Genomic DNA, 22,105 nt, shown 5'->3' with positions numbered 1-22,105 from the left:
GAGGTTTTTCCCGCCTTTTGGAGAATTTTTCGCGCGAGCCCGACAAAACGCCGTCCCTCGCCGCAAATTTAACCTCAGCACGAATGCCGTCCTCCAAACAGGACGGATGTTCCGGCTTGAACGAGCCTGCCGCCCGACACACGAAGGAAATCCCACGGAACGCCCGTCGATTGGAAATCCTTCCCAAGATAGCTTCGCAAAACGCAATCGACAAAGTCTATCAACGAAATAGACTAAAGCGAACCGACCAAGCCGCTCGAACCCGTTTCGGGCGCGGCTTGGTCACCAAACTGGATCGCGTTCAGGAGCTTATTGATGCAACCCGAATTCATCGGCCACACGTCCAACCGGGAAGGGTCCGACATCGTCCCCGCCTCCGGCCCGGTCATCGACAAGGCCTATATCCGCAACCACGTTCAGGCTGCGGAAGCCGCCGGCATCGATCGGCTGCTGATTGGCCAATTCGCGCAATGGCCGGACAACAACCAGATCGCGTCTTACGTCTTCAGCCAGACGGAACGCATCGGCGCGCTCCTTGCCCATCGACCCGGCCTGATGGCGCCGACGCTCGGCGCCCGCCAGCTCGCCACTCTCGACCAGTTTTCCGAAGGGCGTGTCTGGGTCCATATCATCACCGGCGGCTCGGAGGCCGACCAGGCTCGCGACGGCGATTTCGAGGACCACGATACCCGTTACGCCCGCACCGACGAATATCTGACGGTGCTGAAGAAGGTCTGGGAAAGCGACCAGCCCTTCGACCACGAAGGCCGCTTCTATAAGTTCAAGGGCGCCTTCAGCCAGGTGAAGCCATACCAGAAGCCGCGCATCCCGATCTCCTTCGGCGGTTCCTCCGATGCCGCGATCGCGGTCGCCGGCAAGCATGCCGATATCTACGCTCTCTGGGGCGAACCGCTGGACGGCGCGCGCGAGACGATCGCCAAGGTGCGTGCCGCAGCCGTTGCCAACGGCCGCACGGCGAGCGACATCCGCTTCACGCTCGCCTTCCGGACCGTCGTTGCCGAGACGGAGGATGCGGCCTGGGAAAAAGCCGCCGACATCCTGCAAAAGGTGAAATCGCAAGTCGCCCGCGTGGCCGGCGGCAATGGCGAAAAGCTGCCCTCGAATGTCGGCTCGGTGCGTCTGCGCGAAGCAGCCAAACGCGGCAAGGTGCTCGACAAGCGGCTTTGGACCGAGGTTGCAGAAGCAAGCGGCGCCGGCGGCAATTCCACCGCGCTGGTCGGGACGCCCGAACAGGTGGCCGATGCGATCCTCGATTATTACGACGCCGGCGTCTCGAACTTTCTCGTGCGCGGCTTCTATCCGACAGAAGACACCGTCACTTACGGGCGCGATGTGGTGCCGCTCGTGAAAGCCGCGATTGCCGAACGCGAAGCCAGAAAGATAGCTGCAGAATGACCACGCTGCTCGATATCGTCGATATTCATACGCATCTCTGGCCGCCGGCCTGGGGACCTGGCGGCCAATATGCCAAACCCGCCAGCGGCTTTACTCCCGATCTTTATCGCAAGATCACCAGGCCGCAGGCACTGGTGGATGAGCTCCAGGCGGCCGGAATATCGCTCGCGATTGTCACTTCCACGATCGAAAGTCTGTTCGGTGCCGAGGGGGCCGTCGATCTTGCCGCGGTTCGCGAGGCAAATAACTGGCTTGCCACCGTCTCCCATTACGATCAGTCGCTGGTCGGCTTTGCCGTCACCGACGCGTTCAGCGGCGAAGAGGGTGCGCGCGAAGCCGAACGCGCAATCGGCGAACTCGGACTGTCGGGCCTGGTGATCGATTCCTCGCGCGACGGCAAATTCCTGAGCGATCCGTCTGTCAGGCCCACCCTCGAAGTTGCCGCACGCTACAAGGTGCCCGTCTTCGTACACCCGGTCGCCCATCCGAATTCGCAGGTGCTGATCGCAGGCGCCGGTACGCTCGGCAATTCCCTTGGCCGCGGCCTGATGAATGGCGTCGCCTTCCTGTCGGTCATTCAATCGTCGCTGCTCGACGACCTGCCGGACCTTCACCTCATCTTTGCGACCCTCGGCCTTGGCGCGATCGTTCAGGCGGCGCGCGGCGGCATTTATGGTCGTGCGGAAAGAGCGGCAGGCAAGCGCCCGAACATCTATTTCGACACGATGGGGCACGACCCGGCCATCATCCGCACGCTGACCGGTTTCTTTGGCGCAGAAAGAGTGCTGGCGGGCACGGACTGGCCGATCCTGGCGGCACTCGATAGAAAGCGCCTGACCGCCAGCCTCACCGAGGCAGGTCTGAGCGAGGCGGAAGCACGCCTTGTGGCCGGCGGTAACGCCAGGCGCCTGCTCGGGTTTCGAGAAGCGCAAGCCCAAGCGGCCGAATAGACCTTGGCCGACGACAAAGCCCCGGACCGAAATCCGGGGCTTCTTTTAAAGAACTCTGTCAGTCAGTTGGGCTCAGTCCCCGATCAGGCAACGCGCTGGGGACGGGCGAGCGGAACGACTTCGCCGGATGCGGCGACCGAGCGGGGTACGCGACCTTCGACCGGATGACCCGGATCCGTGAAGCCCGGCGTGGACGGATGGCCGGTCGCGACCAGCCGGTCGACGAGCGCTTCATCCTCCGCATCGAGCTTCACGTCGAGCGCGCGGATATAGGCGTCCCACTGCTCCTCGGTGCGTGGGCCGGCGATCGCCGAGGTGATCAGCTTGTTGTTGAGCACCCAAGCCAACGCGAAATCGGCAGGCGAAATGCCCTTGGCCTGCGCATGCGCCGCGATCTGCTTGGCGATGCCGATCGATTCCTCTCGGAACTCGACGTCATGCATGCGTTTGTCGCCGCGACCTGCACGGGTATCGGCGGCCGGGGCTTCTCCGACATTATATTTGCCGGTGAGAACACCGCGCGCCAGCGGGCTGTAGGAAACGACCCCAAGACCATATGCGGCAGCGGCCGGCAATTGCTCGGCTTCAGCCGTCCGGTTGACGATGTTGTAGAGCGGCTGGCTGGCGATCGGCCGGTCGATGCCGAGCTGGTCAGCAAGATGCGCGACCTCCGCGATACGCCAGCCACGGAAGTTCGACACGCCGAAATAGCGCAGCTTGCCGGCTTTGATCAGATCGGCGATCGCCCGAACCGGCTCGTCCAGGGGTGCGTCGAAGACGGCACGGTGAAAGTAGAGGATGTCGATATAGTCGGTATCGAGATTGCGCAGCGAATTCTCGACCGTCTGGTAGACCCACTTGCGGGAATAACCGCCGAGGTTCGGACCCTTGTTGTGGGAATTGACGAACTTGGTCGCCACCACCCAGCTGTCGCGGTTCTTCTTGATGCCGCGTCCAACCACCTGCTCCGATTTGCCGTCATGATAGACGTCGGCGGTATCGATGAAGTTGATACCCTGTTCATGCGCCTTGTCGATGATGCGGAAGGCGACGTCGTCCGGCGTCTGGTTGCCGAACATCATGGCTCCCAGCGTCAGCGGCGATACCTTCAGGGCACTGCGCCCCAGATAGCGATAGTCAACCATTCAAAAACTCCCTTGTTTTCAGTTGATGCGGTCCGCGAAATGACACGCGACCTGATGGCCGGGTGCGATGGCGCGGAATTCGGGTTCGTCGGCGCGACAAAGATCTGTCGCGAGCGGGCAACGGGTGTGGAACCGACAGCCCGAAGGAATGTCGCTGGGGCTTGGCAGGTCACCGCCGAGAGGGGCTGCCTGGCGTGGCCGCGACGGATCCGGCACTGCCTCCATCAGCGCCCGCGTATAGGGATGCCGCGGATCGGACCAGAGTGTCGCGTTATCGGCGCTCTCCACGATCCGCCCGAGATACATGACCATAACCCGGTCCGCGAAATAGCGCACCACCGAAAGGTCATGGCTGATGAAGAGGTAGGAAAGGCCGAATTCTTTCTTCATCTCGAGGAGCAGGTTGAGGATCTGCGCCTGGATGGAGAGATCGAGCGCCGAGACGGGCTCGTCGCAGACGATCAGTTCGGGATTGAGCAACAGCGCCCGTGCGATGCCGATGCGCTGACGTTGACCGCCGGAAAACTCGTGAGGATAACGATTGATGGATTCCGCAGGCAACCCGACCTTGGCAACGATATTGGCGATGATCTGCCGCCGTTCGGTGCGATCGCCGACCTTGTGGACGACAAGCGGCGCTTCGAGGATTTCACCGATGGTCTGGCGCGGATTGAGAGAGGCATACGGATCCTGGAAAATCATCTGGATCGATCTGCGAACCCGCTGCAGGTTTCGCTGGTCGAGCACGGTGATATCCTCGCCCTTGAACTCGATGTGGCCTGCCGTCGGGTCGACCAGTCTGAGCACCGTTTTGCCGAGCGTGGACTTGCCGCAGCCGCTCTCGCCGACGAGTCCGACCGTTTCGCCACGTTCGACGACGAGATCGATCCCGTCGACGGCCCGCAACAGGCCGTCCCGGCTCTTGTAGTGGGTCTTGAGGTCAGAGACTGAGAGCAGCGGCATGGGGCACGGCCTTGAGGGATGTCGTGAAAGGACAGGCAACCAGCCGGTCTGCGGCCGGAACGATGAGCTGAGGCACGTGATGGCTGCAGCTGGCGCGCGCCTGATTGCATCGTGGCCGGAACGGACAGCCCGCTTCACCGACCGCCGAGACGATCGAGCCGGGAATTTCGGTGAGCGCACCGTCACGATAATGAAAATCGTGCTTCAGTCGCGGTGAGGCGGCGAGCAGGCCGCGCGTATAAGGATGCAGCGGATCGTTAAAAAGATCGCCCGGCAGCGCCTGCTCCACCTTGCGGCCGGCATACATGACGACCACCTTGTCGGCCCATTGCGCTACCACGCCGAGGTCATGGGTGATCAGCACGACAGCCATCTGCAGCTCTCGCCGCAGCGTGTCGAGCAGGTCGAGAACCTGGGCTTGGATGGTCACGTCGAGCGCCGTGGTCGGTTCGTCGGCGATCAGCAGCTTCGGTTTGCAGGCAACCGCGATCGCGATCATCACACGCTGGCGCATGCCGCCGGAGAGCTGATGCGGATAATCGTCGACCCGCTTTTCGGGCGCTGGAATGCGCACCAGCCTCAAAAGCTCGATCGCCCGTTCGCGCGCCGCCTTGCCAGACAGTTTTTCGTGCACCTTCAGCACCTCGCCGATCTGCCGGCCGATGGTCATGACCGGATTGAGGCTGGTCATAGGCTCCTGGAAGATCATGGCGATCTCACGGCCACGCAGATGCCGCATCTCGCGTGCATCGAGCTTGGTGAGGTCGCGCCCGCCGAACGTAATGTGGCCATTGGCGATCTTTGCGGCGCGTGGAAGAAGCTGCATCAGCGCCAGCGCCGTCAGCGATTTGCCAGAGCCGGATTCGCCGACGATCGCCAGCGTCTCCCCTTGCTCGATTTCGAATGAAAGATTGCCGACCGGTTCTGCACGGGGAAAGCGGATGGTCAGATTATCGACTTGAAGCAGCGGGGCCATGGTCTCACCGATCCTGCGAGAAACGGGGATTGAGTGCGTCGTTCAAGCCGTCGCCGATAAGATTGAGGGCGAGGACGGTGAACACGATTGCCAGTCCCGGCAGCGCGGTCAGATACCATGCGGTGCGGACAAGCTCGCGACCGGTACCGATCATGGAACCCCAGCTCACCACGTTCGGATCGCCGAGCCCCATGAAGGAAAGCGCTGATTCCATGAGAATTGCCGTCGCCACCATGACCGACGAGGTGACGATGATCGGCGGCAGCGCGTTTGGCAGGATCTCCCGGAAGATGATGCGGGCATGGCCGTAGCCGAGACTGCGGGCCGCCATGACGAAATCCTTCTCGCGGATGGCGCGGAACTCGGCGCGGGTCAACCGTGCGACCGTCGGCCACGAGATGACGGCAATCGCAAGTGTCACCGTCGTCGCCGAGGGCTGCGCGATTGCCACCAGCACGACCAGCAGCACGAAGCTTGGCAGCGTCTGGAAGATTTCGATAAGCCGAACCAGGAGATCGTCAATCCAGCCGCCGAAATAACCCGCCGTCGAGCCAACCAGGACGCCGAACGTCAGCCCCAGTGCGGTTGCCATGAGCCCGACGAACAGCGAGATACGGGAACCATGCAGGATACCGGCAAGCACGTCGCGACCGAGCGAATCCGTGCCGAGCGGATAGGCGGAGTTCTGCCCCGGCCACAGGAACGGGCGGCCCACCATGGACAGGGGATCGTCCGGATAAAGGATCGGGGCGGTAAGAGCGACGAGGATGACGAAGACAAGGAAACCCGTGCCGAACAAGGCGTTCGGGTTCGACAGAAAGACCTTCAGCGCCCGCCGCCCGTTGGTCACCGCAACCGCCGCGCTCTGCTGCGAGCGGGCATCGGGTGCCTTCATGTTGGACCAAGCCGGCCCGTTCGCCGCAGCAGTCGCGGCAGCCGCTTCTGGCTCGGCAGTCGCCTCGCGTTCGGCCACAAGGCTGCGAAAGTTTCCGACATCGGTCGTGGACATCAGCGGGCTCCAATACGGGGGTCGAGCCAGGCGTGGATGATATCCACGGCGGCATTGGCGATGATGACGAGAAGCGAAGACAAAAGCAGGATGCCGAGCAACACTGTGAAGTCGCGGCCCATGACCGCTTCGAAAGCGAGCCGTCCGAGACCCGGCCAGCTATAAACGGTTTCGACCACTACCGCGCCACCCAGCATGCCGCCGATATGCATGCCGGCCATGGTGGTGATCGGGATCAGCGCATTGCGCAGGATATGCCGTGCGGTGACGCCGAAAGGCGTCAGCCCCTTGGCATAGGCGGTGCGCACGAAATCCTGGTTCTTGACCTCCAGCATCGAGGCGCGCGTCAGCCGGGCATAGATCGCCACGTAGAACAGCGCGAGCGACGTCGCCGGCAGCACCATGTAGCGCGCCTTGTCGAGGATTGCCGGCACACCGGTCAGCCGCGAACCGATCGTCCCGGCGCCGCCGCTCGGCAACCAGCCGAGCTTCACCGAGAAGAAGACGATCAGCATCAGGCCGATCCAGAAGCTCGGGATCGAATAGAAAAGCAGCGAAAAGATCGACAGCAAGCGATCCGGAATACGGCCGGCGAAGCTTGCCATCAGCGAACCGAGGACGACGCCGAGCAGGATGGCGATGGTCAGCGCGAGCGCCATCAAGGTCAGCGTGCCCGGCAGGCGCTGGGCGATCAGGTCGGCGACCGGCATGCCGTAGCGCGGCGAAAATCCAAGGCTGAAATGCGCGAGATTGTTGAGATAGTGCCCGAGCTGCACGAGCACGGGATTGTCGAGACCGAAGCGCGAGCGCAGTGCCGCCATGCTTTCCGCCGTCGCCGATCCCGCCTCACCGGCCATCACGTCGGCCGCGTCACCGGGTGCCAGCTGCAGCAGAAAGAAATTCAGGATGACGATCCCAAGCACGGTCGGGATCGCCTGCAACAGCGTGCGTCGCAGTGTTCGTGCAATTCTCAGCAGCGCCGGCATCGTGCTCCGCCTCTCAGGTTCAAGATAGCTGCACGGAGCAGCTCAAAGCTTCCGGAAACATCGATTTTCGTATCCGGTAATTTTGATAGTTGACTAATTCTATAGGCTTTGTCAAATCTGTTTGCGCAAAATAAAACCAGATAACGATCATTTTTCGAAATCAAGTTTTCGTTAATGCTCTATATTGGTCGATAATCGCAATTATCTCCCACGTTTCGCGAGCGAGAGGCAAGAACGCACTCGTTTGCTGCGATTGGGAGAAAAAAGGCTTCCGCAGGCCTGAAGACGCGGACGAGGCATAGGAGGATACGATGACCATTCGCAACGCCATTTCTCAAATCTGGTACACGCGCTGCCCGGTGCCCACTCCGGTGGGTCTCGCGACTCAGCTCGGTCTGCTGGACGAAACCTTCGCCAGGGAGGGAACCACCCTCAACTCGATCATCGACAGCAAGGACCGGAACATCCGATCCAGCCATTTCGATCATCACCTCGACTATTCCTTCCGCCACGGCGGCAATGTCCCGCCGATCCGAGCCCGTTCGGAGGGCAATCCGACGCGCCTCGTCGGCATTACCTGGACAGACGAGTTCCAGGCGATCATTACCTTGCCCGGCACCGGTATCAGAACGACGAGGGATCTCGTCGGTCGCCGTTTCGGCATCGCCCGCCGTCCGCCCGGCATCGTCGATTTCATGGCCGCCACCGCGCTGAAAGGCCTGGTCTCCGCCCTTTCGCTGGAAGGCCTCGCCCACCACGACGTGGAGATCGTCGATATTGCGCTTCCCGACTCGGTACTCGACAATCGCGACGGGCCGCAGCTTTACGGCCTGCGCAATCGGCAGGCATACGGGCCGGAAATCGCTGCCCTGCTGCGCGGCGAGGTCGACGCGATTTACGTGAAAGGCACGCCCGGCATCAGTGTCGCCAACCTCTTTGCGACCCACACGGTCAGCGAATTCGGCTTCCACCCCGACCCGAAGATCCGCATCAATTCCGGCTCGCCGCGCATCCTCACCGTCGATGAACGGTTTGCCGAAGACCGGCCGGATCTCGTGGCGAAGCTCATCGAAACCTTAAAGCGCGCCAGCGCCTGGGCGGAGAGCCATCCGGACGACGTGCGCCGCTTCGTTGCCCGCGAGGTGGGCGCGTCGGAAGAGGTCGTCGCCTCCGCCAACGGACCGGACCTCCACAAGCATCTGGGTATCGGGCTCGAGCCTGAGCTGGTCGAAGCGATCGGCCACTACAAGGATTTTCTGCACGAATGGGGCTTCCTCGCCTCCAATTTCGATATCGACGCCTGGGTCGATCATCGTCCCTGGGCACTGCTCGAAACCCGTGCCGTCGCCTGATCGGAGAACATGATGACCGCTTCGATCGATTTCGCGTCGCTGATTGCCAAAGCTGAGGAACTGGGAAAACGCTTCGCGTTGACTGCCCGTCATTATGACGAGACAGGCGAATTTCCTTTCGCCAATTTCGATGCTCTCTACGAAACCGGCCTTCTTGGCCTCGTGACGGCGGTCGAACATGGCGGCCGCGGCGGCGGCCTGACCGAAGCGCTTGCGGTCGTTTCCGCCATCGCCCACGGCGAGCCTTCCACCGCGCTGGTGCTCTCCATGCACTACAACCAGCACTATTCGATCCGCGCGTCGGGCAAATGGCCGAAACATCTGGTCGAGCGGGTAACCAAAGCCAATCGTGAAGGCGTCGCATTGATCAATGCCGCGCAGGTGGAGCCCCGTGTCGGTTCGCCTTCGCACGGCACGCCGCCGGAAACCGTGGCCCGCAAGGTCGGCAACGAATGGCGGATCACCGGCCACAAGACCTATGCGACCGGGATTCCGCTTCTGCGCTGGGTCTCCGTGCTCGCCATTACCGACGAGCCGGAGCCGCGCCTCGGCTCATTCCTGGTGCCTACCAGCGCCGATGGCATCCGGGTGGAAAAGACCTGGAACGCCACCGGCATGCGCGCCACCAACAGCGACGACCTGATCCTCGACGATGTGGCGATCCCGCTGGAGGACGTGCTCGACATCGCGCCGGCCAGTGAGGGCATCAAACGTGACGAACGCCTGGGCGCCTGGTATTTCAGCCTCGTCCCGGCGATCTATGACGGGGCCGCCCGAGGCGCCCGCGACTGGCTGATCGAATTCACCACATCAAGGGCGCCGGCAAGCCTTGGCGCTCCCCTCTCGACAGTACCCCGAATTCAGGACGGCCTCGGCCAGATCGAGGTCTGGCTGACGGTGAACCGCCGCCTGCTCCGCTCGATCGCCGAGGATTTCGATGCAGGACGGCCGTTCGGTGCGGATGCGGCGGCGGTCAAACATACCGTCATGGAAAACGCCATCGCCGTCACCACGCTGGCACTGGAACTCGGCGGCAATCCCGGCATCAGCCGCGACAACCCACTGGAGCGGCATCACCGGGATGCGTTGTCCGGCAAGGCACATGCGCCCCAGAACAACCTTATCCGCACCATGCTCGCCAAGGCCGCGCTCGGCCGGCACGCCGCTGCACCCGCGGTCGTGCTCGAACCGGTGCCGGTGCGCCCTCACCCACAACCCCGCCTCGCCGTCGTCGGCCGCGGTTAGGAGCCATCATGTCTTTTCTCTCCTCCGTCTGGTACACGCGCTGCCCGGCGCCGACGCCCCTCTCCATCGCCCACCAGCTCGGCTGGATCGACCGGCAGTTCGAATCCTCCGGGGTCGTTGTCCGCTCGATCCGCGACAGCAAGTATCCCGTCGCTCGTCAGAGCCATTTCACACATGCGCTCGACTACTCTTTCCGGCAGGGAGGCAACATTCCGCCGATCTGGGCGCGTTCCGGCGGACGCGAGACCCGCGTCATCGGCATCACCAGCACCGACGAATTCCAGGCGATCATCGCGCTCCCCTCCTCCGGCATAAAGACCGGCGCCGACTTGAAGGGCCGTCGCCTCGGCGTGCCGCGTAATCCGGACGAGAAAATCGTCGATTTCCAGCGAGCCACGGCTCTGAAAGGGATTGTTTCGGCGCTTTCGCTCGATGGCCTGACGCACGATGACGTCAAACTCGTCTATCTCGACAGCACCGAGGCCAACCTGATCGAGCGGGGCAACACCGCCTTTCTCGGCCTGAAGCGCCGTTACCCTTATGGCGACGAACTTCTGGCCCTTGCCCGCGGCGACATCGACGCCTTTTTCGTCAAGGGTGCGGAAGGCATCGTGCTTGCCAACCAGATCGGCGCCGTCGTCGTCTCGGAATTCGGCTTCCATCCCGACGCGAAGATTCGCATTAACAATGGCACGCCGCGGCCCCTGACGGTCGATGCGCGCTTCCTCGACGAGCATTTCGACCTCGTTACCGAGCTTGTCGAAACCATCCGCGGCGTGGCGGCGTGGGCTGAGGCCAATCCGGGAGATGCGGTACGCTTGATCGCCAATGAGATCGGCGTTGGCGAAGATGCGGTCTGGGCGGCAAATGGCCCCAACGTGCACAAGCACTTGACGCTCTCGCTGGATGCAGACCAGATCACCGCTTTCGACCACTTCAAGAATTTCCTGCTCGAATGGGGCTTCATTCCCGCCGACTTCAATGTTTCGACCTGGATCGACAGCAGGCCATTGGAAGCTGCAAACCGGCGGGCCGCCGCATGAGCCGGGTCCTCGTCACAGGCGCGACCGGCAGGCTGGGCCGGCTTATCGTCGAACGGCTCGTCGCGCAGAACCGGCCAGTCAGGATCCTCACCCGCCGACCGGAAACGGCACGCAATCTGTTCGGCGCCATCGTCCAGATCGCCGCCGGCGAATTTGCCGACCGCTACTCGCTCGATGCCGCCCTCCGGGGCGTCGGGCGGCTTCTCCTCCTGTCACCGATCAGTGAGCGGCTGGCGGCGGACCAGATCGCCGTCGCCAACGCCGCTGAGGCGGCGGGCGTGCAGCGCATCGTCAAGATTTCCGGTTCGGATTGGACAATCGATCCGCCCGGCGTCTCGATTTCCGGTGACGCCCACGCGGCCGTCGAACAACACCTCCGCCGCCTGCCGATCGACTCGATATCCGTTCGTCCGAACGCCTGGATGCAGGTGTCGCTTGCCAACACCATCAAACACGTCCTGGCCGGCAATCCCCTCACCGCCGCGAACCTTGATGCCGGCGTCGGATATATCGATGCCCGCGACATAGCCGATGTCGCCGTCCATCTTCTTCTCGCCGACAGGATCGCCGACGTCGGCGCGCTCAACCTGAGCGGCCCTGATGTGAAGACGCCGCGGCAGATCGCCGGCCTCATCGCGACAGCGCTTGGGCGACGGGTCACGGCGATCGAGAAGCGGCCCGGCATCGGCCCTTCCGATACTGATTTTGAACATCGGGCCGTTGCACAATTCGCCACCCTCATCGCCGCCGGCCGCGCGGCCGTTACGACGGATCTCGTCGCCTCGATCCTGGGGCGACCACCGCGAAGCGTCGAGGCCTTCGTGTCAGATTATCTCGCCGCCGAAGCGGCCCTGGTTGGATAGAACCCATGAGTATTCCCTTCGTCGACATCGCCATCATCGGCGGCGGCCCTGGAGGCCTCGCCCTGGCTCAGGGCCTCAAGAAAAACGGCATCGATACCGCCGTCTTCGAGCGCGATCCGGTCCGCGCCGACTATGTGCAGGGCTTTCGCATGCGTATCCGCCAACGCGGCATCGACGCGCTTCAGGCCAACCTGCCGCCGCATCTGTACGACGCCTTTCTCGATACGCTCGGCCTTGCGCCAACGGAAAATCTTGTACTCGACGAGCAGTTTAATCGGCTGGACGACACGGGGCGTGGCAGCGGGGAGCCGGAAGATACGCATATCGAAAAATCCGTAAGCCGCATCACGCTGCGACAGATCCTGCTTTCCGGCCTCGACGATATCGTTCAAACCGGCAAACGTTTTGAACGATACGCTCTTCAGCCGGATGGCACGGTGATCGCTCATTTTGCCGACGGCTCGGCAGTGCGCGCCAATCTGCTGGTCGGTGCCGACGGGGCGGGATCGGCGGTGCGACGCCAGCTCCTGCCTGATCTCACCAGCATCGATACCGGCGTACGTCGTCTCGCAGGAAAGATCACGCTCAGGGATGCCGAACGCCATGGCATCTCTCCGTTGCTCACCGACTTCAACACCCATATCCGCCCGCGCGACGGCCGCACGCTGATGATCACCAGCCACCGGGTCAATCCGGCTGCTTACGCGCGCCATGGCCTGATTGGCACCGAGGACCCAAGCCATCGGGGTATCCCCGGGTTCCACTTCAACAACACCGCCAGCTATGCCTGGTGGAACACGGCCTACGACACCGGCGAGCTCGGACCGGACGAAGCCTTGGAAAAGCTGGACGGCGCTGCATTGCTCGAGGTGCTTCTCGCCCGTATCCCACATTGGGACGAACGCATCCTGAAGCTTATCCGGCATACCGATCCCTCTACCGTCGCCTTCCTCAAGGTGAAGAGTTCGACGCCCGGCGCCATTTGGCAGACGGGACCGGTCACCCTGCTTGGCGACGCCATCCACGCCATGACCTATTTTCGCGCCCTGGGCGGCAATACCGCGCTCTACGATACCGGCCTTCTCGTGCCGCAGATCGCCGCCGCCCGCCGCCACGGCAAACCCCAGGCGGCTGCCGTCAACGATTATGAAAATGCCATGCGCGAGCACGGCTACGAGGCCGTGCGCTCCTCTCTTTCGGCAATGTTACGCAATGTCGGTGCCGGCCGGCCGATTTCGGCCGTGGCCGCTCCCCAATAGCTTCAAGGAAATAATCTCATGTCCATCGTCGTTTTCGGCGCTTCAGGAAACATCGGCAGCAATATTCGAAAGGAAGCACTATCCCGCGGCCACCGCGTCACCGCCGTCACCCGCTCGACAGATCTCGAACCCGCTGAGCGCTTGACTGTCCTCAAGGCGGATATCGCCAATGCCGACGACGTCGCAAAGATTGCCGCCGGCCATGATGCGGTGATCAGTGCCTACAGTCCCGGCCTGCGCCGCCACTGCGCCGATGACGCCGCCGAACTCATCCGCAAGGCGCATGACGCGCTGTTTGCGGGGATCAAACAAGCAGGCGTCCGCCGCCTTATTATCGTCGGCGGCGTTGGCAGCCTTGAGGCGAGTCCGGGTGTCGATGTGGTCGACAGCGATTTCTACCCGGCCGAACACAAGGCCCATACGCTGCGCAACCGCGAGATCCTGAGGAGCCTCAAGCGCGGTGACCGCGATCTCGACTGGACCTATGTCTCGCCGCCGCTTTCGATCAAGGTTGGCGAGCGCACCGGCAAGTTCCGGCTCGGCGAAGACCGTCTGCTGCGCGATGAAGCCGGCGAAAGCCGCATCTCGGAGGCCGACTTCGCCATCGCCATCCTCGACGAACTCGACAGGGGCCAGTTCGTCCGCCGGCGCTTCACTGCCGCCTACTGACGGCTCACGTATTTAGGATTCCACACAGATGACAAGCACACAGCGCAAGCTCAACCTCAATGTCGGCATTAACACGACCGGTTATCTCGGCAATGCCTGGAAATACCGGACGGGCAACCGGCACGAGATCACCGATCCCGACTATTACCGGCGCCTGACCGAGCTTGCCCACAAGGGCCTGTTCGACGCGGTGTTCTTCTCCGACCATCCGGCGCTGATGACCGATCCGAATGGCCGCCCCTTCCACACGATCGATCCGCTTATTCTCTGTACCGCGCTTGCCGCCCAAGTACCGGATATCGGTTTCGTGGCGACCATGTCCTCGACCTACAATTCGCCCTATAACCTCGCACGCCGCACCCAGTCGACGGACATCATCTCGGGCGGCAGACTGATCATCAATATCGTCTCTTCCTTCAATCCGAACGTCGCCGCCAATTTTGGTTCGGAGCCGCTACCGCCGCGCAACCAACGTTACGCGAAGGCATCGGAATTCCTCGACGTCGCCAAAAAGCTCTGGGCGAGCTGGGACCCCTCTCGCGAAGGCGACGTGCCGGAAGACCGTTTCTGGGATGCGACCAGCGCCCATGCGATCGATCACCAGGGCACCTATTTTACCGTCAAGGGCCCGCTCAATGTTCCGCGCGGGCCGCAAGACCACCCGGTCATCGCACAGGCAGGCGCGTCTGAAGGCGGCATCGACCTCGCCGCCCGTCACGGCGAGATCATCTATTGCAACATCCTTTCTCGTCCTGCCGGCCGGGCCTTCGGCAAAAAAGTCAGGGACCGGGCAATTGCGTTCGGCCGCGACCCCTTGGGCATTCGCATCGTGCCCGGCCTCGTCGTCATTCTCGGCGGGACCCGCGAGGAAGCACTGCGCAAACACGAACTCTTCAGCGGCGCCGGCTCGGAAGACGGCCTGATCGCCCGCTTCGTCAAGGAGAACGGCATTGATCCTGACGGTTTCGATCCGGACGCGGTTCTGGATGCGGAGCGTTTCATTCCCGATCCAAATCGCCTGCAGGCGGTAGGCATGGGACTTGGGCTTGTCGATCTGCTCACCCACGAGAAGCTGACCGCCAGAGAGGTCGTGCGGCGTTCGGAAGGGCATCACCGCCTCCTGCTCGGCACGCCCGAGGAGGTGGCCGACGGGATCATCGATCTTTGGGCGGATGGAACCGTCGACGGCTATACGCTGCAGCCACCCCGCGCGCCGGACGATATCGAGGAATTTGTCGATAAGGTGGTACCGATCCTGCAGGAGCGCGGCGTCTACCGTACCCGGTACGAGGAAAAAACTGTCCGCGAGCGGTACGGACTGCCCTTTCCCCAAGCAGACGCGGACATCGGCAGAAGCGCCGCCATTTCACGGCTGCGCTGAGCTTCCCTATAATGTGCTGAACCGCCTGTCGCCCGCCTTTGGTTAGGCATTGGTCGAGATAGCGGTTCTAAAATGAGGATTCATCTCGCGCTCCAGCACGGTTCGCACGGCTGTTCTTTCGAGCATCTGGTTTTTGTGCCGGGTGAAATGCCCAAGCGTCTCCATCGGCAAGCCGTTGCTCGTGCCCCAGCCGTAAAAGACGAGCGCATAGGGGTCCACGACCGTATATTGTTCGCCCATGATCCAATGGTGATCGGCAATCAACCTGTCGATTTCTACCATGCTCTCCCAATATCTTGCCGCTGCCTTCGTCCGGATAGCGTCGTGAACCTCTTCCTCATCGGCGAAATGATAGGGCCGGAATTTGGCTTTCTGAAATATATGCGGCGTGTTCGAAAACCACGCCATCTGGGCAATACATTGCATCTGCTCGACAACATCTGTCGGAAACATGCGGAGTTCGGGATTGATGAGGCCGATATAGGCCAGTATCGCGGTGTTTTCCGTGATCACCTGGCCATCCGGCGTCACAAGGGATGGGACTTTCCCCCGGGGATTGATCGCCAGATAATCGGGAGTGAGGTGCTGTTGCTTCCCCAGCAATGTCTCGATCGGTCGAAACGGCCGGCCGGTCTCCTCGAGAGCGATATGGGGAGCAAGCGAACAGGCTCCCGGACTATAGAAGAGGATCGTTTCACCCTTCGGAGCCGAGAGCCCGCCCGATAGCAGCTCAATATTCTCCATATCCCGCTCCTCCCTATTGTTCTCCAAGCCGTCTGCCGGATGCCTAAGCTCTCAAAGCGGCGGTCATGATCCGTTCCCGCGTCATCGGCATGTCGTGGATGCGCATGCCCAACGCATGGGCGACGGCATTGCCAATGGCTGCAGCGGTCGGCCCACCGGCGCATTCTCCCACTCCAAGCGCCTCATGCTGGTCCGCTTCGATAAGTTCGACACGAATTTCCGGTATGTCCGAAAACCGAATGACGGGATAGCTATGCCAATCAACGGTCGAGATCCCTTGCGGGCCGAAGCCAACTTCTTCGATCAGGGCCCAGCTGATGGCCTGAACGATATTGCCTTCGATCTGGTTGACGACGCCATCGGGATTGATGACGAGCCCCGCATCCACGGCGCACCAGATATCGGTGACGCGCACCGCCTCCTCGACCTCGACGGCTGCAACGACCGCGGCATAGGCCGACGCGTTTTTATAGCGGGCGATGCCGATACCCAAGCCCTTCCCGGCGCCGCCAGCGTCACGTGACGACCAGCCGGCCATCGCCGCGGCCTTTTCAAGGGTTCTGCGGGCCCGCGGGTCGGAAAGGCTGGACAGGCGGTATCTCACCGGATCCTCGCCGGCCCGGGCGGCAAGTTCGTCGATCAGGGCTTCGATGGCAAAGACATTCAAAGTCGCCCCGAGCCCGCGCAACGACGAGGTGCGCACCGGCACGTCGTGTATCAGGTGGTAGCTGATCCGCTTGGCGGCCATGTCGTAGAGCGGAATTCCGTTACGCACCGCACCTCCTCCCCGCTCGAGCGGAATGTCGAAGGGCTTGCGTTCGGGCGGTGGCTCCTTCATCGCCTCGGCGGCCAGAAGATAGGCGCCCCCAACTCCGGGACGCTGGCCATGCGTGGCGCTCCATATCTCGGTCGTCCAATCGGCAGGTCGCCCGGCGGCGTCGACTGCCGCGTGGACGGTGACGGTCATTGCTGAGGAGAGCGGTTCGTAGCCGAACTCCTCTTCCCGCCGCCACATCAGCCGGATGGGTTTACCCGGTAGTGCCAATGCCACAAGAGCGGCATCCAACGCGGCATCATCGGCGCCGTTATGGCCATAACAACCGGCGCCTTGCACGTGGTGGCATGCGACCTTTTCGAGGGGCAGGCCGACCGTTTTTGCAATGTTTTCCCGCAACGGATGCATGCCCTGGCCGTGGGACCAGACGGTCAGCATGCCATCGCGGTAAACTGCGACGGCGCAGGACGGGGCTAGCGAGCCATGAGACAGAAATGGGCGGGAAAAGGTTGCCGATATACAATCGGATAAGGGGTCAGCAGGAGGATCGCCGATCACTCGGTCAATAGAAGGCCGTGCGGCCACCCATTCAGCCGTGGCCTGTTCGGGATGCAGCGTCCGAGCGTTGGTCCAGACGGAATATTCCGCCGCAGCGACGGCCGCCGCGCGAACGGCGGTCTCGTCGCTCCCCACGAACGCCAGGAAGTTGTCGATGCGGATGACGTTGATATCGGCGACGGCCTTGCGCCGCACGGCCGCCTCGTCGAGCAGGGTAAGCGTAGCACCGCGGCCAGGCTGGCGCAGGGTGCGGGCATGCAGCATGCCGGGCAGCGTCATGTCGTGGATGAAGCCTGATCCGGTCAGCTTTACAGGAAGATCGAGCCGCGCAACGGAAGTGCCGACGAGACGATAGGCATCCGCAGGCTTCGGTGCGATCATGCCTGTCGCCTCGGCAGAAAGATCGAGCTCGCCTGCGATCGTCCAATAGTCGATCCCGCTCGGCAGGCCGTTTCTGAAAAAGGCGCCTTCGATGACGGTGAGTTCATCCGGCGAGGCGTTCAGGCGCAGGGCAGCATGCTTCAGGGCAAGCGCACGGACTTCCGCTGCGACGAGGCGAATTGCAGCGCCTGAATGCTCGATCGACCAGCTGGAGGCGGTATAGCCTTCCCCCGGCCCCTCCACGCTGTTGCCGGACATCATGCTGATCTGGCCGATGCCCAGATCCAGCTCTTCCGCAGCGATTTGGGCGAGCGCCGTCAGAACCCCCTGGCCAAGCTCGACCTTGCCAGTGCCGATCCGTACCGTGCGGTCGCTGAGGAAGCGAAGCCAGCGGTCCAGACGCGGGTTGTCCTTCAGACTGTGGACAAGCCCGGTCATCAAGCAGCCTCATGGCGCAACACGGCTGCTGCCTTGAGCACAGCGCGCAGGATGCGGGGATGCGATCCACAGCGACAGAGGTTTGCATCGAGCGCTGCAGCGACTTCGGCGCGCGTGGGGTCCGGATTACGATCTAGGAAAGCCTTGGCCGACATGAGAATACCCGAGAGGCAATATCCGCACTGTCCTGCCTGCTCATCGAGAAAAGCTTGCTGAAGCGGATGCAGCGCTTCGGCCGAGCCCAAACCTTCCACGGTGGTGATGCTGCGATCCGAAAGCGTACCGACCTCACGACTGCAGGAATATTCTGCAGAACCATCGATCAGCACCATGCACGCGCCGCATTGTTCAAGCCCGCAGCCATATCGGCTGCCCTTCAGCCCCAGATGATTACGCAGCACGTCCAGCAGAGGCATAGTGGGAGGAACATCCAGATCGTGATCCCGACCATTGACGGTCAGAGTAAAGGGCTTGCTCATGCAATGTAGTCTCTTCTTTGCCTGCCTAACGAGATATCCGGTCGCTGAGGACCGCAGCTGGCGAGTCCGCCCAGCCTGCTCTGAAAAATGCCGGGCGTTGAACTTCAGCACCCGGCAATCTCTTTGCCGCCCTCCTTCAAATCGAAATCAGCTCGGCTGCACGAGGCCCGCCTTGACCAAGGGTTTGAGTGATTCAATCTCGCGCTCGATCGAACCGCGCATTTCGTCCGGCGTATTGACCACGGCCGTTAGACCGAGCGATGCCAGCTTGGCTTTGGCGGCGGGCGTGTCGCTCCACTCCTTGATGGCCTTATGGATGGCACTGACGATCTCGGGAGACATTCCCTTCGGGCCTACCGCGCCAAACCAAAGGGTCTGATTATAGTCCTTGAGCCCCTGTTCGGCGACCGTCTTTACATCCGGCAATTCGCCGATGCGCTGTGCTGACGTCACGGCAACGCCGTGGATTTTCCCATCCTTGATATGCGGCAGGTAATTGGACGGCGCGTCGAGAGCGAAATCGATATGCCCGCCGAGCAAATCGGCGAGCAGAGGTGGCGAGCCCTTGTAAGGGATGTGGTTTATCTCAATGCCGGTCTGCAGGCTGATGATGGCAGCACAGATATGACCTTTCGTTCCGGCGCCCGGGTTTCCGATATTTATCTTTCCGGGATTGGCTTTCGCGTAGGCAATCAGTTCCTGAAGCGATTTCGCCGGCGCCTTGGCGCTTGCGGTCAGCAGTGCCGGGCTTTCCGCAACCACCGTGATGGGCGTGAAGTCGACCTGAGGATCATAGGCGAGATTGGTCTGCACCACCTTGTTGGCGGCGATCGGTGCGCTGCCGCTGATGAGGATCGTGTAGCCATCCGGCGCCGAGCGGGCGAGCTTTCCGCCTGCGAGTGCACCGGCCGCGCCGGCCAGGTTTTCGATCACGAACTGCTGGCCGAATTTCGCCGTCAGCAGGTCTGCCACGAGACGGGCGATAATGTCGCTCGTGCCGCCCGGAGGGTAAGCCGAGATCACCACCACCGACTTGCTTGGCCAATTGGCAGCAATTGCTATTCTGCCTGAAGCCAGCGCGACAGCTGAGCCTCCCAGCACGATGAATTCTCGTCTGTTCATTCTGTTCCTCCTCCCACTCGTTAAATCGAGTTCCTTGGCTAAAGCCCTACCCTGTCTGCTCTTCAGGGCGAACTGCTGACTATCGCCGTTCCGCCCTTTGGAACGGCCGGCATGGCCTTCCTGCGCCGGCCGTCATTCATGGCCGGCAAGCCAGCTTTCTTCGCCGGCGTGGAAAGCGCTGAGCTCGTCGGGCCGATCGTCCCCCAAAAGGTCAGGACTGACCGTCACACCCCGCTTGTGCTGGATATAGGTGAGGAACTTGTAGGACGGCCGCATCGTCGCCAGAAGCGACCAATCGACAGGCAGCAAATCCGACGGATTGACCGGTTTCATGATGTCCCTCTCGAAAAGCACCTCGAAACTCATCAGCTTCCACGTCCCCGTTTCCCGGACCGCCCGAGAAAAGAAGCGGCAGAAGACGTGAACGTCGACTTCGATATCGTCCGGGCGTGCGCGGTTGAAAATCATCGCCGGACTTTCAACGGTTGCTCGATCACCGTTGACCTGCGCGAAAGCCGGAAACACCCAGTGCTTGCTGTTGCCGGTCGCGCCCATCCATTTGCGGGTCGCCTCCACATAGGCCTCTCCGCCGCGGGCGTCATACCAGCTTGTACGAATGTAAGCGTCCTTGTGGAAACATGCGCTCATGGTGTCGAAACGACGTTGGTCACGGGCAAATCGCTCGCGGCGCACGAGATCGAATAATTCTTCACGATCGAGAAGAGCTCGAAGGCGTTTGTCATCGTCCAGCTGCATCATAACCCCCTGAAGGTTGATCGATTGGTTCGGTCAGAGTCAGGCGCTTCCGGCAGAAGGCGCCGGACGCTTCATTTGTTGCCATCAGTCGGCCTCCTGCAGCCCCTCCTCACGCACCTTGCGGAAGCGCGGCGATACAATCGACAGGAGGAGCAGGAAGGCAACGATCAGCGTGCCGAGACTGAGCGGGCTCGTGAAAAAGACCGTCGCGTCGCCATGGGAGATCAGAAGCGCCCGTCGCAGATACTCTTCCGCCATCGGGCCGAGGATCATCGCGAGAATGAGAGGCGCAGGTTCTGCCCCAATTTTCTTGAAGAAGTATCCGAGCACGCCGAACAGGGCCATCATGTAGACATCGAAGACGCTGTTGTTGATGCTGTAGACGCCGATCGCGATGAAGACGCAGATCACCGGGAACAGGAAATGGTAAGGCACCGAGATCAGCCTTGCCCACATGCCGACAAGCGGAAGGTTGAGAAACAGCAGCATGAGGTTGCCGAGCCACATGGAAACGACAAGGCCCCAGAACAGGGCTGGCTGTTGCGTCAGGATTTCAGGCCCTGGCTGGACGCCCTGAACCACCAGCGCACCGATCATCAGCGCCATGGTCGCGGTTCCGGGAAGGCCGAGCGTCAGCATCGGGATGAAACAGGTTTGCGCCGCGGCATTGTTGGCAGCCTCGGGTGCCGCAACGCCTTCGATCGCTCCCTTGCCGAATTGCTCGGGATGCCGGGAAATCTTCTTCTCCAGCGCATAGGCTGAAAAGGAGGCGAGCAAGACCCCAGCGCCCGGCAGCACGCCGAGCAATACGCCGATGCCGGTGCCGCGCAGGATCGGCGCGGACATTCGGCGCCAATCGTCAGCAGTCGGGAACAGGCTGCTGACCGTCGCCACGCTGGCGACCCGGTTCCGCTCATTCTCCAGATTTGCAAGAACATCGCCCAGACCGAATATGCCGGTCGCGACGACCACGAAATCCAGCCCGTCCAGGAGGTTGGCGGAATCGAATGTGTAGCGCGCGGCCCCGGAATTGACGTCGGTTCCGATCATGCCGAGAAGAACGCCGAACAGCGCCATGCCAAAAGCCGTGAGCAGGGAACCACTTGTCAGCACCATCGACGTGATCAGGCCGAGCACGATCAGCGAGAAGTATTCCGCAGGTCCGAACGTCAGGGCGAAACTTGCAAGAAGCGGCGCCGATATCGCGATGAAAAGCGTGCCGACCGTACCGGCGAAGAAGCTACCGATCGCTGCCGCCGCCAATGCCCGTCCAGCCTTTCCCTGCTTGGCCATTTCATGGCCGTCCAGCGTCGTGACGACGGACGAAGCCTCGCCGGGAATGTTCATCAGGATGGCCGTGGTCGAGCCGCCATACTGGGAACCGTAGAAGATGCCCGCCAGCATGATCAGCGCCGTGTCGATCGGCAGTCCGAACGTGAAAGGCAGCAGCATCGAAATGGTGGCGATGGGGCCAAGGCCAGGCAGCACACCGACGGCCGTGCCGAGAAACACGCCGAAAAAACAGTAGAGGAAGTTCTCCGGCGTGGTCGCCGTCGAAAATCCAAGCAGAAGTCCGTTGAATATATCCATGTCAA

20 protein-coding genes are annotated in these 22,105 nt (G+C 62.0%); 9 read left to right on the top strand and 11 right to left on the bottom strand.

Annotation, left to right across the window (positions count from 1 at the left end):
- Positions 1-315 precede the first annotated feature (315 nt).
- Positions 316-1,416: an LLM class flavin-dependent oxidoreductase gene (locus tag MOV63_RS01655; RefSeq protein WP_247031233.1), complete on the top strand. Its 1,101-nt coding sequence runs from the start codon at positions 316-318 to the stop codon at positions 1,414-1,416.
- Positions 1,413-2,366, top strand: coding sequence for an amidohydrolase family protein (locus tag MOV63_RS01650; RefSeq protein ID WP_247031232.1), 954 nt, complete (start codon positions 1,413-1,415; stop codon positions 2,364-2,366). The genes MOV63_RS01655 and MOV63_RS01650 overlap by 4 nt, the downstream gene beginning before the upstream one ends.
- A gap of 83 nt (positions 2,367-2,449) precedes the next feature.
- Here the strand turns inward: MOV63_RS01650 and MOV63_RS01645 are convergent, their stop codons facing one another.
- Genes MOV63_RS01645 through MOV63_RS01625 form a run of 5 tightly spaced genes read right to left on the bottom strand, consistent with a single transcriptional unit; the run spans position 2,450 to position 7,445 of the window.
- Complete coding sequence (locus tag MOV63_RS01645; RefSeq protein ID WP_247031231.1) at positions 2,450-3,511, bottom strand: aldo/keto reductase; 1,062 nt, start codon at positions 3,509-3,511, stop codon at positions 2,450-2,452.
- Positions 3,512-3,529: 18 nt separating this feature from the next.
- Positions 3,530-4,474, bottom strand: coding sequence for an ABC transporter ATP-binding protein (locus tag MOV63_RS01640; protein ID WP_247031230.1), 945 nt, complete (start codon positions 4,472-4,474; stop codon positions 3,530-3,532).
- Positions 4,452-5,450: an ABC transporter ATP-binding protein gene (locus MOV63_RS01635; protein ID WP_247031229.1), complete on the bottom strand. Its 999-nt coding sequence runs from the start codon at positions 5,448-5,450 to the stop codon at positions 4,452-4,454. Before MOV63_RS01635 ends, MOV63_RS01640 begins: the two co-directional genes overlap by 23 nt.
- A 4-nt stretch (positions 5,451-5,454) precedes the next feature.
- Positions 5,455-6,459 (bottom strand): ABC transporter permease, encoded by a 1,005-nt coding sequence (locus tag MOV63_RS01630; protein ID WP_247031228.1) that lies wholly within the window; start codon positions 6,457-6,459, stop codon positions 5,455-5,457.
- Complete coding sequence (locus MOV63_RS01625; protein ID WP_247031227.1) at positions 6,459-7,445, bottom strand: ABC transporter permease; 987 nt, start codon at positions 7,443-7,445, stop codon at positions 6,459-6,461. Before MOV63_RS01625 ends, MOV63_RS01630 begins: the two co-directional genes overlap by 1 nt.
- Before the next feature lie 311 nt (positions 7,446-7,756).
- Between MOV63_RS01625 and MOV63_RS01620 the strand changes: the two genes are divergently transcribed.
- From MOV63_RS01620 to MOV63_RS01590, 7 genes are read left to right on the top strand one after another with little or no spacing between them, the layout of a single operon-like run.
- Positions 7,757-8,797, top strand: coding sequence for an ABC transporter substrate-binding protein (locus MOV63_RS01620; RefSeq protein WP_247031226.1), 1,041 nt, complete (start codon positions 7,757-7,759; stop codon positions 8,795-8,797).
- Positions 8,798-8,809: 12 nt separating this feature from the next.
- Positions 8,810-10,042, top strand: coding sequence for an acyl-CoA dehydrogenase family protein (locus MOV63_RS01615; protein WP_247031225.1), 1,233 nt, complete (start codon positions 8,810-8,812; stop codon positions 10,040-10,042).
- 8 nt (positions 10,043-10,050) lie between these two features.
- Positions 10,051-11,085: an ABC transporter substrate-binding protein gene (locus MOV63_RS01610; RefSeq protein ID WP_247031224.1), complete on the top strand. Its 1,035-nt coding sequence runs from the start codon at positions 10,051-10,053 to the stop codon at positions 11,083-11,085.
- On the top strand, positions 11,082-11,948 hold the full coding sequence (locus MOV63_RS01605) for an NmrA family NAD(P)-binding protein (RefSeq protein ID WP_247031223.1): 867 nt from the start codon (positions 11,082-11,084) through the stop codon (positions 11,946-11,948). Before MOV63_RS01610 ends, MOV63_RS01605 begins: the two co-directional genes overlap by 4 nt.
- Positions 11,949-11,953: 5 nt before the next feature.
- A complete protein-coding gene (locus tag MOV63_RS01600; protein ID WP_247031222.1) occupies positions 11,954-13,207 on the top strand; it encodes an NAD(P)/FAD-dependent oxidoreductase in 1,254 nt (417 codons plus the stop codon).
- An 18-nt stretch (positions 13,208-13,225) separates the two neighbouring features.
- Entirely contained in the window at positions 13,226-13,876 is a 651-nt protein-coding gene (locus MOV63_RS01595; protein WP_247031221.1) for an NAD(P)-dependent oxidoreductase, read from the top strand.
- A 28-nt stretch (positions 13,877-13,904) separates the two neighbouring features.
- Complete coding sequence (locus MOV63_RS01590; protein WP_247031220.1) at positions 13,905-15,257, top strand: NtaA/DmoA family FMN-dependent monooxygenase; 1,353 nt, start codon at positions 13,905-13,907, stop codon at positions 15,255-15,257.
- A 42-nt stretch (positions 15,258-15,299) separates the two neighbouring features.
- Here MOV63_RS01590 and MOV63_RS01585 read toward each other — a convergent pair whose 3' ends face one another.
- The 6 genes from MOV63_RS01585 to MOV63_RS01560 form a co-directional block, all read right to left on the bottom strand.
- Positions 15,300-16,001 (bottom strand): glutathione S-transferase family protein, encoded by a 702-nt coding sequence (locus MOV63_RS01585; protein ID WP_247031219.1) that lies wholly within the window; start codon positions 15,999-16,001, stop codon positions 15,300-15,302.
- 43 nt (positions 16,002-16,044) lie between these two features.
- Positions 16,045-18,153 carry a molybdopterin cofactor-binding domain-containing protein gene (locus tag MOV63_RS01580; protein WP_247031218.1) on the bottom strand — a complete coding sequence of 703 codons (2,109 nt, stop codon included), beginning with the start codon at positions 18,151-18,153 and terminating at the stop codon, positions 16,045-16,047.
- Positions 18,153-18,632, bottom strand: coding sequence for a (2Fe-2S)-binding protein (locus MOV63_RS01575; RefSeq protein WP_247031217.1), 480 nt, complete (start codon positions 18,630-18,632; stop codon positions 18,153-18,155). The genes MOV63_RS01580 and MOV63_RS01575 overlap by 1 nt, the downstream gene beginning before the upstream one ends.
- Before the next feature lie 147 nt (positions 18,633-18,779).
- Positions 18,780-19,754: a tripartite tricarboxylate transporter substrate binding protein gene (locus MOV63_RS01570; RefSeq protein WP_051900653.1), complete on the bottom strand. Its 975-nt coding sequence runs from the start codon at positions 19,752-19,754 to the stop codon at positions 18,780-18,782.
- A 132-nt stretch (positions 19,755-19,886) separates the two neighbouring features.
- Positions 19,887-20,510 carry a nuclear transport factor 2 family protein gene (locus MOV63_RS01565; RefSeq protein ID WP_040125919.1) on the bottom strand — a complete coding sequence of 208 codons (624 nt, stop codon included), beginning with the start codon at positions 20,508-20,510 and terminating at the stop codon, positions 19,887-19,889.
- An 84-nt stretch (positions 20,511-20,594) separates the two neighbouring features.
- Positions 20,595-22,100 carry a tripartite tricarboxylate transporter permease gene (locus MOV63_RS01560; protein WP_040125554.1) on the bottom strand — a complete coding sequence of 502 codons (1,506 nt, stop codon included), beginning with the start codon at positions 22,098-22,100 and terminating at the stop codon, positions 20,595-20,597.
- Between the last annotated feature and the right edge of the window lie 5 nt (positions 22,101-22,105).

The sequence above is a fragment of the Neorhizobium sp. SHOUNA12A genome (assembly GCF_023006505.1).
Taxonomy (GTDB): Bacteria; Pseudomonadota; Alphaproteobacteria; order Rhizobiales; family Rhizobiaceae; genus Neorhizobium.
The sequence above is the reverse complement of the archived record's forward strand: the minus strand, read 5'-3'. Positions and strand labels throughout refer to the sequence as shown.